Below are 14,367 nucleotides of genomic sequence, written 5' to 3' on the forward strand. Positions count from 1 at the left end.
TTGTCGTTAAAAACATTGTACCGTAAAAGGACTGTTATATGGCCTTTTTACTTTTACACAATTATACGGACTTTATCGTTTCACGCAACAATATATACTCTTCTAATACATTTTGTTTATTATCAATAGTACATTCACTAATATCTGTATAATCTAAACCGTGCATTTGTCTTAAAAAACTGGCAATATCTCGTTTTAACAAATTTTGTTCTTCTTCTGACATAGTAGAATAAATTTCTGGTGTTAAAAAAGTTCCTTTAATTTCTTTATAACCTAGTATAGATAATTCATCACTAATATACGAATATTCAATATTAGGAATTTTTACATTAGTTTCTAAATTTGTATTTAAAAAATTATATATTGCTTTTTCTTTTGCATAACCTTTTTTCTTATTAGTACTAAATTTTGTTTTAAAAATGTATTCATTATTAACTAAATATGCCACACTATCATAACCACTACCGATTATTTCAATACTATCTACTTTGAAATTATCAAAGTAATGCTCAATTAAATATTTCATTGCCTTAACATTTGTGGCATTATCATCATATCTATATTCCATTAAATAACAATCTTCTTTTTTGCCCTCGTGTAATTCATGTTCTGGCAAATCTTCAATAATTCTAAAACCAGATTTTTGGTATGCCCTTATTGCTCTTGGATTATTTTTATGAGGGTCTAAAATAACTGCATTAGCATTTCTTTCTTTTTTCAAAAATTCAAAAATCAATTTAATATATCTTGTACCAATTCCTTTACTCCAATAATTTGGCTCTCCTATAAATTGATCCATACCATAGACTATCTCATCAGTTTTTGGATAATGATAATCAGTATATAACTCATCATACATTTTATATATTTGTCCATATCCAATAGGAACATTGTTATATTCAATAATTACTCTAAAAACTTCATCTTCCCAAGGCTCTGTATAATGTTTTTTTAATGATTCTAATGTATATTTTTTATCTCTACCACCATAAAATTCTAATACTCTTTCATCAGTTAACCATTTTAACATCAAAGGAAAATCATCATCTATTAAAGTTCTTATACATATTTCATTTTCAACTATATTCATTTATTTATCACCTTTTTCATAATCATATACATATACTATTTCATCTTTATAATCATTTTTACCACCTAATTTTTCATATACATGGCAAGCTCTAGGATTACCTTTATCAGTTATTAAAAACATTTCAGAACAACCAATCTCTTTAGAATATTCAATAATGCTTTGAATCTCTTCGCTTTTCAGTGTAAAATGTACTTGGGTCATGTAAAAGTCCTCCTGGGTATGTTTTTGTCGTTAAAAACATTGTACCGTAAAAGGACTGTTATATGGCCTTTTTACTTTTACACAATTATACGGACTTTATCTATTTAACAAGAAACCATATTTATATAACAACATAAAATACACTAAGTTATTTTATTGAACATATATCGTACTTTATCTATCCGACTATTTGGACGACGGGGCTGGCAAACAGGTTCACCGGTAGTAACATGGTACCCTTTTAACTCTGTTAAACAAACACTACGTCCATTTGTAAAGAAAGTTAAATCACTACGATATTCTTGAATACACCGAGCAGGGATTTCTCCACTAAGAATGACCTCATTATTTTTCAATTGAGTGTCTACGATGTTCGCACAATATTTAGGAGCATCGTTGTATACTCGTGAAAGATATTCCTGTGGCGCATAAATTTTAAAACTAAGATATGGCTCTAACAATTCTGTTCCAGCTTTTTTTAAGACTTGTTCCAATACAATAGGAGCAAGCATCCGAAAATCTGCTGGGGTACTAACAGGGCTATAGTATAAGCCATACTTAAAACAGATTTTACAGTCCGTCACATTCCAACCATACAATCCTTGTTCACAGCCATAGCGTATCCCTTCCATAACTGCATTTTGAAACGATTGATTTAAGTATCCAAGAGAAACCGAGCTCTCATACTGCATTCCACTTCCCAACGGAAGCGGTGATACAGATAAACCAATGGAAGCCCAGAAAGGATTTGGCGGCACTTCGATGTGAATGGTATATTCTGCATTTTTTAACGGTCTCTCCATATAAATGACTGTAGGCTCTTTTAGTTCTATCTCCACATGATACTTTTCTTGCAACAGTGCACTAATCACTTCCATTTGTACTTTCCCTAAGAAAGAAAGTATAATTTCATGTGTCGTAGAATCCACGTAATATCGTAGAAGCGGATCACTATCTGAGATTTCCAAAAGGGCATCAAGCAACATTTCTCTCTGTTCAGGTTTACTCGGTTCAACAGTTGTTTGTAGTAGAGGGTGCGGATTTTCAATCTTTTTTCTCTGTGGCAATAGTTTTGTATCTCCAAGAACACTATTTAACTTCAAAAACTCATTCTGCAAAATAACAATTTCCCCGGAATAAGCCTTATCGATTTTACATAATTCACCATTTATTGAAGTATACATTTCTGTAATTTTTATTTTTTCCTTTTCCGATATTCTAACCGAATCTCGCAAATGCAGTACGCCACTATAAAGGCGTATATATGCAAGACGTTGTCTTTTTTTTGTATATTCAATTTTGAAAACATTTCCGCAAAGTTCAGACGGACCTCGATGTGTTGATGAATAAAATTTATTCGTAATCACTTCTATAAGGTTATCAATCCCTATATTGTTTTTTGCACTTCCGTGATAAACAGGGAACAGAGAACAATTCTGAAATCTTATGCTTTCCTCTTGTTCGAGTTCCAATGCTTCTAATGATTTACCGGACATATATTTCTCTAAAAGGTCATCGTTTCCCTCTATTACCGTATCCCATTGTTCAGATTCGGTAAAGTTCGTCACACACATATTAGGATACAGTTCTACCTTCTGTTTGATTACAATTTCGGCAGAAAGTTTCTCTTTAATATCCTGATAAACCGTTGATAAATCAATTCCATTTTGGTCAATCTTATTGATAAAAAAGATTGTGGGAATCCCCATTTTCCTAAGTGCATGAAATAATATACGAGTTTGTGCTTGTACGCCATCTTTTGCAGAAATCAGTAGAATTGCCCCATCTAAAACTGATAATGAACGATATACTTCTGCTAAGAAATCCATATGTCCTGGCGTGTCTATGATGTTCACCTTCGTATTTTCCCACTGAAAAGAGGTTATTCCTGTCTGAATTGTAATTCCTCTCTGACGTTCTAAAAGCGTATTATCCGTCCTCGTTGTACCTTTGTCCACGCTTCCTAATTCTGTAATCGCTCCACTGTTATATAATAAGCTTTCTGTTAAGGTAGTTTTTCCTGCATCAACATGAGCTAAAACTCCAATATTAATAATTTTCATGTGATTTTCCTCCATTCAAAAACCCAAAAGGGCATAAAAATCCCAGTGATAAATACTTTTATCACTGGGATTTTTATGCATAACCATAGGTATACAAAGCATACAGATATTCTCTGGATACTTTAGAATCACATGATAAAGGTATTCTTAAACTGGGTACAAAAAACTAAGCCCTCCTAAAAAAGGACATCCAATTATTTGTTCCCACTATCAAATTGACAGTTTATTTAAGAATACCTTGCCGCATATTTATTAACTCCTTTTAAATAGATACTTAAATAATAGCACGTAAGAGCATATTTGTCAAGGAATCTCCAATTTTTTATCAAAGAGAGTACGTGATTACAAAATAGCTGTAATAATGTACCAATATTTGTTATTCTATAATCTTCCAATTACTCCCGTTCTTTTCAAGTACCAAATCAAATTGAGATACCTGCGTTGCTTTGGTCTGCTGGTCGATATACTCCACTGTCAGCGATACCGTGACTTGATTATCCTTACGATTGTGAATAGGATTTACCAGTTCTTGAAAGATGTACTCTTTTCCGATTGGTTTTAATATCCCGTCATTCACATAGTAGGAAAGTTCACTGGCTGTCGCTGTAGGATAGAGCTTGAAGAACGTCGTTAAAAACTCATTGATTTCATTGGTTGTAATGGAATCAACCGTCCCCTCACTTTCAATGGCTTTTGGTTTATAACTTGATTTCTTAGGTATGTTGGTAATGGTCGGATTCTTAACCAGTACCATATTTCCAGAACCATCTACATAGACACTCACTATATAAGCAGAGTGGACGGTCTTTGTATTTTCTCCCTCTGTAATGAGCTGGTCTACACTGTAGGTTACATTAAACTCATTGTCGCCAGTTGGCTCTACCGTCCATATCTGAAATCCTCTTACAGAAGACGATACAGGAATATCTTTGCGTACTGTATCAACATTGAGAGCTTGAAGTTCATCTGTCAGATAGCCTTTTAGACTTTCCATTCGATTATCAATGGACTTATCGGATTGCTCCCATGAATAGTAGACTTTCGCAAAGTTCTCTACAAAATTTTCTACATGATGAGTATCAACGTATTCCTTTTCTATGATAGTTGTTTCGTGAATAGTATGAGTATCTATAGCTGTAAAGTGCTTGAATATCGCAAAGCTGAAACTAAGCCCTAAAAGTACCCACAAGGCAATCACAACCTTTTTATGAGGATTGACCTTATAGTAGACACGAGGTTTCTTTTCCTTTGGTATCTGTTTTTCTTTATTCTGATTTTTTCTAAATTTCATCATTAAATCTTCCTTTCTCATTGTTTGATTCGTCCTGCTCCCACTAAATGCTGTTGCCAGTAGGGGCTTGTTAAGTCGGCATAACCGATTGGGTCGCCTGCATGAAACATACGGTTATTGCCAAGGTATATCCCAACATGAGTAATATAAGAGCCAGCGTTATAGGTAGAATGAAAGAAAACCAAATCGCCAGCTTGTGCTTCCGATAGTGGGATATGCTGGGTCACATCATATTGCTGTTGTGCGGTTCGTGGTAAGTTAATTCCAGCTTTTCCATACGTCCATTGTGTCAGTCCGCTACAATCAAAAGAAGTAGTCGGGGAAGCTCCACCGTAAACGTATCGCCAGCCCTCATATTTCAGTGCTTCGTCCATGATGGCTTGTACCGTATCATCATCAAACTCTGTTGTGACAAGATACTGCGTTACCAGTTGCACATAAAACATATTGCCATAGTTGTATCGCCAGCCCCCATTGATAGGTATGGCTATGGGATTGGGGTAAGACACTTTTTCGCCACCTGAATACTCTTTTGAGAAACTTTGAGCCAGTTCAAAGGTATATTTATTTCCACGATTAGCCACATACCCTAAGAAACCACCACCATAATTGTAGGACTGGATAACCGATTCTAAATCTACACTGAGCCTTTCGCTACTGGCTAATAATTCACTGAAATACTTCACACCTTGCTTAATGGATTCTTCTGTACTCAATGAATTAGGTGGAAGACCGAGGGATTCCGAGGACTGCATAACATCTTCCGCAGTACCGCCCGATTCCACCTGTATAATCGCAAGAAGTATGTTGACATATTCTTCAACGCCATATTCTTTGGCATATTTTTCTACCATAGGCTTATGAGCCAGCACTTCTGCGGAAACATTCACACCTCCATAATGAATATTGGAAATTCCGCTGTCCTGTTCATCTGAAAATAAAATGGCAACAAACAGAAGCAGTGAGAAGACCATCAAGAATAATCCAGAACCACCAATCACTAAAGTTTTCAACTTCATGGTTTCTTACCGACTTTCTTAATGGTGGCGGTTTTGATTGGTGGTCTACTTCTTGTATTTTGTAGTGGTACTCTTTGAACAGTAGACGGACGTTCTTTTGTGATTGGACGTTGTGAAGTTCTATCTGCTGTAGTGGTTGAAGTTGCTGGCTTTTGAACGGTTTTTTCTTGAACGGTATTGCCTTGGCGTTCCACTTTTGGACTTGAAAAATCGGACTTAACTGCTGGACGCTCTTGTTTGGCTTGTTGAGATTCCTTATATGAAGTCTGAATATTAGACTGTTTTGAGGTCTGTTCATCATGATATTGTTCTTGTCTTGTAGTCGGTCTTTCATGAACAGAAGAAGCAGGCTGTTTTTTCTGTTTGACCTGTTCCATTTCAGAGCGACGCTTCGCAATGGTTTTTCGCCTTTGTTCCTGCTGTTCCTTGCGTCCACTGGCTCTGTCCGCTTTGGTTTGAGAAATACTACTGGTTAAATCACGGACATTCTCTTTTACTTTGGATTTTCCTTGATATACTGCATATCTTGCATTGGTCGGCAAATCTTTAACCTGTTCTTTCAAACCACTAGCAGTGTCTACCATTCTGTCTTTGGTATCAGCTACTGTACCGATGGTTTGACCGATACGTTTTCCAAGTGTTGATTTTTCCTTTCCGTCTGGTCGGGAGTGATCTGCTTGTGTCCTTGCAGAACTCCCCGAACCCGACTGTCCTTTTTTACCTGTAACAATGGCAGACCCAGCCCCTAGAGTAGTCATGGAACGTCCAAGTTTCCGCTGTAGACGGTGCATGTGAGCGTGCATAAGCATACGAGGTTTTCTCATCACACGACTTCCCACACTTTGAGAATCGTTACTCTGTAGAGAAAACATACTCATTAAATCGCCCAGCTTGAAGTAGATTCCTGCAAAGGTCACAATCTGTAGAAAAGCAATCAAAAAGAACGGATAACCAGCCGATAAGGTATAGAGCATGGTTGAAATACTAAATGCTGTCGTAATAATCAATGTGATTCCAGCTCGTGTCAAAATGGTATTAAAGAGCTTTGTTATGGCTCGTTTTGACATACCATCAAATGATGGAATCATGCTTAAAATAAAGCTCACAGGCAGAAACATAGCATAGATGATAAAAAGTACCTGCGAGAAAATCATGATTCCTGTTAATAGGAATACAAATATGGAAATCCCAATATTGAAGACAAATAGGAAGAAGACTGTACCTAAACGGTTAATGGTCTTTGTAATGGTTAGATTGGTATTGCTTCTGTCTTCAATTTCTTCCGCAACAATTTTTTCTCTGTCTTCGCCATTGTTGGAATCTGGGCTGGTGGAGAGCAGGCTTTCCACACGGTCAATACCGATACTTTCAATGTCTGAACTGTTGTATTGAAGCAGTAGCCACGGTTGCTGAACCTGTATGGAAAACAGGCTATCTCTGATTAAGTCCACGCTGTCCTTGCCTTGACTATCGGAATGGGGCATGACAATCTTCGTGCCAAGTGATAAACTGGCATTACTGATGTCTGGTGAAAAGTCATTGATTTTTTTAATGTAGTCGGGAGCGTAGGCAATAAAGGAAGCCGATAGGATAAACACCAGCACAAAATTCATAATGGCATGAATTGCCTTTGTGGTTTCTCTCTTTATCAGTCCCGTATAGGCAACATAAACCCCAAGAACCAAAATCAAGAGTAAGAGGAATCCAACATAGAAACCCTCTGTTGAAAATCCGTTTGCACTCACACCAGCTAAGGTCTGCATATTCTTACCAATGGAATCTGCTGTAGCGGAAATGAAGTCTAAGGAATAGGCTTCCTGTACTAAGTAACCTGTCGCATTGGAAACATACAAACTGATTGTCCAAATAAAATTGGTAATGGCATATAGTCCATACATGACCTGTTTTCCAATCCCGTCCGACCAGTTCCACGGAAGCCAGCCCCAGCTATTATCCACATAAAAATCCAGTTGATAGTTTTCAAGTGGGTATCGGCTGTATTCATTTGCCACATTGACCGTATCATCTACCAAGCCCGCAGCTTGAACCACCGTTCCCAGCATGGCTAAAAGAAAAATGGCAATCACAAGTGTGAAAGCCACTGTCATTGCCACTTTACCTAGACGTTTCAGCGTCCAGTTTGATTTTATTCTGTTTACTATTGATGGTTTCACATTTACACCTCTTTTCGCACAGGTGGTCTGGTATCAAAGGCATGGAGCAGTTCTTCAAATACAGGGTGGAACTGTATCACACCGACACGACCATATAAATCACTGATAAGGCATTGCCCGTTTTCCAAATCACGCAATCGCTTCTGATTGTTTTCGTCCTCTGGGTCTACACCAAAAAAGGCTAAGGTCTTTTTAATCTCGTTAAGGTCAGTGGAACGAAATGCAAATTTTAAGCCGAGGTTATTTTTCAGTTTTTCATCTAAGAGGTCGTCTGTATTTTGGGTCACGAAATATACCCCAGCGTTCATAGCACGACCAGCCCGAACCAGCTTCATAGATAGTGTTTTTCCTTGTGCTACCTGTAAAAAGCTCCATGCTTCGTCTAAATCTACAATCTTGAAAATGCTTCGGTCTGTATGGATAAAGTCTAAAGCAAAGGTACTAATGACAATCAGCATAGCAACGGATAAAAGCTCCATAGTGGTATATTCCTCAAAGGAAGTTTCCTTGTCGGGAAGTACCAAGTCCGCAACCTGTATAATGTTCAGTTGTTTTTCTAAGCTGATAGACTGCTCCACATAACCATTACTGAATAATAAATGTGCAAAGTCATAGTCTGTAAAACTTTCGATATGGTCGGCTATACTGGTACTTAGTGGCGTATTCTCAACCCGTAATTCCTCAATCACTTTCATCAACCCTCGTACTTCACTATTGGTTACTGCACGAATGGCTTTTCTAAGGATTGGGAAGCGTTCCCCATCACGAGAGGAAATCCCCGTAAGGAATGTCAGAATATCAATAGCCAGTGATTCAGAATCTTTGGGATTTTTCATAATCACATAAGGGTCAAGTAAGCCTTTGTTTTTCTCATCAGAAGTCAGAGTGACGATATTGATTTCATGGGAAATCTCTGGCAAGGTTTCTTTCCATCTGCCACGTTCTGCTTTTGAGTCTACAATCACTGCTTGTGCCCCATAAAGCACCGCATAATAGACGATAAGGTTATTCGCAAAGGATTTACCACCACCCAGCGAACCAACAAAAGCCGACGCTAACGCATTGGTTACTGAACCCTTAACCCCTTGACTGGCAAGAGCAGGTTTCAGATAGACATTGCGTCCAGTATCTAAGCTGTAGCCAACATAAATCCCCTCATTTTCCCCCAGCATTTGAGTAGCACCAAAACCTAAACCAGCGAGGAAATCAGAGGTCACGTATTGAATATAATCATTCATATAACGCTTGCTGGCAGGTAAAAATTCTTCATGTAAGCCGAGCATATCCCCAAATGGTCGTACCAGTTTTACGCTTAAATCGTCATAAAAATCTTTCACTTCATTACAACGACGTTTGAGTTCGTCAAGATCATTTGCTGATACCCTTACCACATAAGACAGCTTGTACATAGATTCCTTGCTTTGGTCTAAATTGGTTTCCAGCTCATTCACACTTTCCAGAGCTTCCGCCACATTGGAGCTGGTTTCATTATCACTTTGCCAAGCGTGGTTATCCAAGTCTTTCAGTTCTTTCTTTTTATTGCGGACAGTAGATAGGGCTTTACGATTCGCTACAATTTCCACATTCATTGACGTATCAATCGGGAATGTAAATTGCTGTTGCTGGTAGTAGAAGATTTCAGAGGACGGGAAGTCCAGTTCTCCGACAATGCTGTTAATGGTAAAGTAAGCTACATAGACGGTTTCATCTTCCTGCTGGATTTTCAAATATCGCTGTTTTTCTTCCACCAAACAGCGAGTAGGCTTAATCAAGTCATAGTATTTAATCAGCGTTTCATTATCCAGCTTTTTCTTTGATAGATGGTACTCATACTCTTCATAGGCAGTGCCTGTCTGTCCGTAAAGGTGTTCAATCAGATAGCCGAAGTCGTCCTTATCTAACCTGCGGATTTTGAAACGACGAGAGATTTTATTTTCTAAGAGCTTTTCCATCTTCTGAAAACGCAGGATTTCATCATTACTCATACTAACAAAATCGCCCATCAGCTTATGGTTCACATCATAGACAAAATCAGACAAAGCATTTTTTGCTTCAACGGTAAGACTTTTCATAGAAAACTCCTGATCGTTGAGAAGCAACTTAAAGCCGATAAAGAAACGGTAGTTCACTTGATTTTCGCCAATCATGGATATTAAAGCGTCTGTCTGTTGGTCGATTTTGTCATAGGCAACCGCTTTGAGCTTGCCAGTGACTTCATTTTTGGAACGCTCTTGTGCAGAACGTATGCTGGATTCTGTACTGATTTGTAAAGCATGAATTTTGCCATCACGATTTTGTGCGATAAGCTGTCTGAAAGAATCATGCACTTGTATTTTCTGTTCTGGACTTAGAAATGAGTAATTGTAAGGAACAAGCTCATAGTAAGCATAACATTCCCCGTCTTTATTCCAGACGAGATTGTTTTCAATGTATTTAATTGGATATGCCATAAAATTCACTCCTAACTGCTGTAATGGCTTCTTGTGGCTGGTTTCTGCCAAGCGTTACTTTTTTCCTGCATAGGTCAGCTTTGGTCGCAGTGCATAAGCAATGACAGACTTCAAAAATCCATAAGGCTTTTTACCATCAAAAGTTTTTGTAGACATAAACCATGTGAAAGCCACAGGAATCCCAAAGTATTTGAGAAATGCTCCCTCTATCATAGAAAGAGGGGGCAAGTTGCCAAGTATCATCACTGCAAAGAGTGACACGACAAACCATGTCATTTGCGTAAAGGTTATGGGAAACGGAAGTCTAAAATCATTGATAGAATACAGTACCTTTTCCACAGACCAGATACTGGTATAGCTTCGTATTTTCTTCATGTAATCAATCCTTTCATAAAAAATAGGGGTAGCTGATTGAGCCACCCCGTAAAATAGAAAATCTGCCAGTAGTAATGTACCGACAGATTTAATAGACGATTTCAAAAATCCCATGATTGGTTGAGATAAACGTTCCTGAAAGGTCTAAATCCCGACCATAGGCTTGATAATCAATATAGTTTTGAAGACTAGCTGGTACTTCGCCTAAAGCACCCGTTTCTTCAATGTAGTAGCGTGCCACGTCATACATATCATCACAATCGGAATGAATGATAATATCCTCTTGATGTTCGCTTAGTTCTTCAATGCTTGAAAAATGAGTGAGCAGAGCAGATAGCTCCGATTGTAATTCTTCGGGTAATTCCGATACCATTTCCCATAGTCGATTGAGTTCGCCAATGGAAGTGTATTCGTCAACCGTAAAGGGTAACTCGTAGTCATGAATGGCGTATTCCTCATATTCATCATTCAAGCCGATTTTCTCTTTGACTTCCTCAAAGTCAATGGGAAAGGTAAACCACGCACCGACCAATTCGCCCTCATTGTATTTGCCTAAATTCGCAATATAGACTTGCATATCGTCCATATATTCACGTCCTTTCTTTGTAGAGATTCAAAAATCCCTACCGCACTTCGTTTGGTGTACCATTCCTTTGCGGAACATAAGAAAACCACTTATATTCCACAAAAGAACGGTTTTATTTAAGCACCAATAATGCGATTGAATAGCTCTAGTAAAATGTCTTTTACTCCAGCAGCGTTGAAGACTAAGCCAACCGCAATAATCGCAATAATTAAAAAGCCAATCAGTTTGCTAAACTCACGCTTGAAGCCAAGATACAAGCCAATCACAACGATTGCTAAAAGCACCAGTGATTGAGCGTTTGATAGAAACCAGTTATAAAGGTTTTGTCCAAAATTCATAAAAATGTTCTCCTCTCTATATTCAATGAATTTGTATTTGAGTTATTTTTTTGGGGTATACACTTTCTGGTATGGATAGAGATTCCATGCCAGATTTTTTTATACAAAAAAGAGGACATTTGCTGTCCCCTCGTTATACAATCAATTCACCACAAAAATCATGAAAGAAGGTTAAACAAATGTCCCATAATGATTCTATCCTAAATATTCTTGGAATTAAAGATAAAAATATTAAAATTATTTCTGTTGAAGAAGCTGAACACAACAACGATTCTGTTAAAGAGTATATAACGCTAATAACAGCTACTCTTTCTTATCCGATTAATCGTTGTCGTAACTGTGGCTTTCCCACAGTTAATAAGGATGGCTTTCGCAAAACTCATGTACGACTGGCAAGTTTAAATGGGAGAAGATATGAACTAGAGCTTCGTAAACAACGCTATAAATGTAAATCATGCCATACTACTTTTGGTGCTATTACTAATTTAACCAAAGAAAATCAAACCTTATCCAGTGATCTCAAAAATCAAATCATGCTTTTAGCTCGTAAAGGCTTATCTGGTCAGCTTATTGCTGAAATGTGTCACTGCTCTCCTAGCAGTGTTCGTCGAACAATCTTAGAGCGCATGGAACCACACTATCGTGTGGCTAAGTTGCCTAAGCATCTATGTTTTGACGAGTTTCGTTCAATTAAGTCTGTGATGTCCTTTATCTGTTGTGACGCTGAAACCCACCAAATTGTCACAAAGTTACAGGATCGTCTATCACCTACCATTGTTGATTATTTTGAAAGTCGTTATTCAAAAGCCGAACGCGAATGCGTTCAATCAGTTGTAATTGATTTAAATGCTCAATATCAAAGTTTTATCTATCGCCTTTTCCCTAATGCCAATATCATTATTGATCGCTTCCACCTTGTACAATTAGCTGGTCGCGCTTTGGACAATTGTCGTATCTCTATCCTAAAGCAACTTGATAAACAGAGCCAAGAATATAAAATTATGAAGTCACATTGGAAGCTATTCCATAAAAAAGCTGAAGATCTTCACCCTGAAGAAGTAGTTTTTCTTCGCGGCGTTAAACAATATATGACTCGCCAAAATGCTGTTGATCTCATTACTAGTAAATTTTCCAAGTTCGCTGAAGTATACCAAACTTACCAAGATATCACGAAAGCCCTAAACGAGCGCAATAGTGAATTACTAGAGTCAACCATCTTAGACTACCAAAAAACCAATACAGAAATGGATACTGCTATTCAAACCCTTCGTCAAAACAGAAAATATGTCTTAAATAGCGCTAAATTTGAATACTCTAATGGTCCTTTAGAAGGCATCAATCGCAAAATCAAAACCCTAAAACGAACTTGTTATGGTTTTGCCAATCAAAAATTTTTCTTTTTAAGAATCGATTGTATTTTTTCGTAAAAAAATACCCCCTACATTTTCGTAGGAAGTATTTTTAGTCAACCATACCAGTTGACAGATATCCCACTTAGGACATTTTCCTACAAGGGGTCCCGAGCGCTTAGTGGGAATTTGTACCCCTTATCGATACAAATTCCCCGTAGGCGCTAGGGACCTCTTTAGCTTCTTGGAAGCTGTCAGTAGTATATCTAATAATTTATCTCCATTCCCTTTAGTAACGTGTAACTTTCCAAATTTAAAAAAGCGACTCATAGAATTATTTCCTCCCGTTAAATAATAGATAACTATTAAAAATAGACAATACTTGCTCATAAGTAATGGTACTTAAATTGTTTACTTTGGCGTGTTTCATTGCTTGATGAAACTGATTTTTAGTAAACAGTTGACGATATTCTCGATTGACCCATTTTGAAACAAAGTACGTATATAGCTTCCAATATTTATCTGGAACATCTGTGGTATGGCGGGTAAGTTTTATTAAGACACTGTTTACTTTTGGTTTAGGATGAAAGCATTCCGCTGGCAGCTTAAGCAATTGCTGAATCGAGACTTGAGTGTGCAAGAGCAACCCTAGTGTTCGGTGAATATCCAAGGTACGCTTGTAGAATCCTTCTTCAACAATCAGATAGATGTCAGACGCACGGCTTTCAAAAACCACTTTTTTAATAATTTGTGTGCTTAAATGGTAAGGAATATTCCCAACAATTTTATACCTCTGTTTGTTAGGGAATTGAAACTGTAGAATATCTTGGTGAATTAAAGTGACACGAGTATTCAGTTTTAATTTTTCTGACGATAAGTTGAATAGATGACTGTCTAATTCAATAGACGTTACCTGTTTACTTATTTTAGCCAGTTTCGTCGTTAAATGCCCTTTACCTGTTCCAATTTCGTAAACGGTATCGGTTTCTTTTAAATTCAATTGTTTTATTATTTGGTTGAGTACTTTTTCACTCGTTAAAAAGTTTTGAGAATATTTTATATTTTTGTTCATGTAATCTCTCCTGAAGTGATTACATCTATAAACAAATACAGAAGTTAAACGATTTGTTTGTAATTTTAGTTATCTGTTTAAAAAGTCATAAGATTAGTCACTGGTAGGAATTAATCTAACGTATTTATTTATCTGAGTAATCACTGTTTTTAGTCTGTTTCAAAACAGTAGATGTTTTATCTACATTACGCATTTGGAATACCAACATGACGAATCCCTCCTTCTTAATTACAAATTTTTAGCATCTAATTTAACTTCAATTCCTATTATACAAAATTTTGGCTCTTTGTCAACTGTAGTGGGTTGATGAAAAGCTAAGCTCGAGAAAGGACAAATTTCGTCCTTTCTTTTTTGAT

Annotated in this window: 10 protein-coding genes and 4 pseudogenes; 1 reads left to right on the plus strand and 13 read right to left on the minus strand. The window is 37.1% G+C overall.

Translation table 11 applies throughout. The features are described from left to right. Positions 1–73: 73 nt before the first annotated feature. The 11 genes and pseudogenes from aac(6')-Ie to ACIY19_RS10105 form a co-directional block, all read right to left on the minus strand. A pseudogene (gene aac(6')-Ie / locus ACIY19_RS10055) lies at positions 74–1,090 on the minus strand (aminoglycoside N-acetyltransferase AAC(6')-Ie); the annotation flags it as partial. After that, positions 1,091–1,249: pseudogene (locus tag ACIY19_RS10060) on the minus strand (GNAT family N-acetyltransferase); the annotation flags it as partial. Between the two features lie 188 nt (positions 1,250–1,437). Next, complete coding sequence (gene tet(M) / locus ACIY19_RS10065; RefSeq protein ID WP_409003329.1) at positions 1,438–3,357, minus strand: tetracycline resistance ribosomal protection protein Tet(M); 1,920 nt, start codon at positions 3,355–3,357, stop codon at positions 1,438–1,440. Positions 3,358–3,372: 15 nt separating this feature from the next. Beyond that, positions 3,373–3,420: pseudogene (locus ACIY19_RS10070) on the minus strand (hypothetical protein); the annotation flags it as partial. Between the two features lie 313 nt (positions 3,421–3,733). After that, positions 3,734–4,669 (minus strand): conjugal transfer protein, encoded by a 936-nt coding sequence (locus ACIY19_RS10075; RefSeq protein ID WP_001224320.1) that lies wholly within the window; start codon positions 4,667–4,669, stop codon positions 3,734–3,736. Next, a complete protein-coding gene (locus tag ACIY19_RS10080) occupies positions 4,666–5,667 on the minus strand; it encodes a lysozyme family protein (protein WP_000769868.1) in 1,002 nt (333 codons plus the stop codon). The genes ACIY19_RS10075 and ACIY19_RS10080 overlap by 4 nt, the downstream gene beginning before the upstream one ends. Beyond that, complete coding sequence (locus ACIY19_RS10085; protein WP_409003330.1) at positions 5,664–7,841, minus strand: CD3337/EF1877 family mobilome membrane protein; 2,178 nt, start codon at positions 7,839–7,841, stop codon at positions 5,664–5,666. Before ACIY19_RS10085 ends, ACIY19_RS10080 begins: the two co-directional genes overlap by 4 nt. 2 nt (positions 7,842–7,843) lie before the next feature. Continuing rightward, entirely contained in the window at positions 7,844–10,291 is a 2,448-nt protein-coding gene (locus ACIY19_RS10090; RefSeq protein ID WP_056955031.1) for an ATP-binding protein, read from the minus strand. Beyond that, positions 10,275–10,666, minus strand: a pseudogene (locus ACIY19_RS10095) (conjugal transfer protein). The gene ACIY19_RS10090 and the pseudogene ACIY19_RS10095 overlap by 17 nt, the downstream one beginning before the upstream one ends. An 88-nt stretch (positions 10,667–10,754) precedes the next feature. After that, positions 10,755–11,252, minus strand: a complete 498-nt coding sequence (locus ACIY19_RS10100; RefSeq protein WP_000342539.1) for an antirestriction protein ArdA — start codon at positions 11,250–11,252, stop codon at positions 10,755–10,757. Positions 11,253–11,368: 116 nt separating this feature from the next. Next, positions 11,369–11,590, minus strand: a complete 222-nt coding sequence (locus ACIY19_RS10105) for a hypothetical protein (RefSeq protein ID WP_001009056.1) — start codon at positions 11,588–11,590, stop codon at positions 11,369–11,371. A gap of 179 nt (positions 11,591–11,769) precedes the next feature. Here ACIY19_RS10105 and ACIY19_RS10110 point away from each other — a divergent pair, with 179 nt between their 5' ends. Continuing rightward, a complete protein-coding gene (locus ACIY19_RS10110; protein WP_000019067.1) occupies positions 11,770–13,017 on the plus strand; it encodes an ISL3 family transposase in 1,248 nt (415 codons plus the stop codon). Positions 13,018–13,273: 256 nt separating this feature from the next. Here the strand turns inward: ACIY19_RS10110 and erm(B) are convergent, their stop codons facing one another. Both erm(B) and ACIY19_RS10120 read right to left on the minus strand, forming a co-directional pair. Further along, positions 13,274–14,011 (minus strand): 23S rRNA (adenine(2058)-N(6))-methyltransferase Erm(B), encoded by a 738-nt coding sequence (gene erm(B), locus ACIY19_RS10115; RefSeq protein WP_001038795.1) that lies wholly within the window; start codon positions 14,009–14,011, stop codon positions 13,274–13,276. A 124-nt stretch (positions 14,012–14,135) separates the two neighbouring features. After that, positions 14,136–14,219: a 23S rRNA methyltransferase attenuation leader peptide gene (locus ACIY19_RS10120; protein ID WP_050233080.1), complete on the minus strand. Its 84-nt coding sequence runs from the start codon at positions 14,217–14,219 to the stop codon at positions 14,136–14,138. Between the last annotated feature and the right edge of the window lie 148 nt (positions 14,220–14,367).

This window comes from Streptococcus sp. ST14 (assembly GCF_046098195.1).
Taxonomy (GTDB): domain Bacteria; phylum Bacillota; class Bacilli; order Lactobacillales; family Streptococcaceae; genus Streptococcus.

What these genes read in the sequence shown, in the direction of transcription:
- ACIY19_RS10075 (WP_001224320.1), bottom strand. Translation starts at nt 4,669, where the DNA reads ATGAGAAAGGAAGATTTAATGATGAAATTTAGAAAAAATCAGAATAAA.
- ACIY19_RS10080 (WP_000769868.1), bottom strand. Translation starts at nt 5,667, where the DNA reads ATGAAGTTGAAAACTTTAGTGATTGGTGGTTCTGGATTATTCTTGATG.
- ACIY19_RS10090 (WP_056955031.1), bottom strand. Translation starts at nt 10,291, where the DNA reads ATGGCATATCCAATTAAATACATTGAAAACAATCTCGTCTGGAATAAA.
- ACIY19_RS10100 (WP_000342539.1), bottom strand. Translation starts at nt 11,252, where the DNA reads ATGGACGATATGCAAGTCTATATTGCGAATTTAGGCAAATACAATGAG.
- ACIY19_RS10105 (WP_001009056.1), bottom strand. Translation starts at nt 11,590, where the DNA reads ATGAATTTTGGACAAAACCTTTATAACTGGTTTCTATCAAACGCTCAA.
- ACIY19_RS10110 (WP_000019067.1), top strand. Translation starts at nt 11,770, where the DNA reads ATGTCCCATAATGATTCTATCCTAAATATTCTTGGAATTAAAGATAAA.
- ACIY19_RS10120 (WP_050233080.1), bottom strand. Translation starts at nt 14,219, where the DNA reads ATGTTGGTATTCCAAATGCGTAATGTAGATAAAACATCTACTGTTTTG.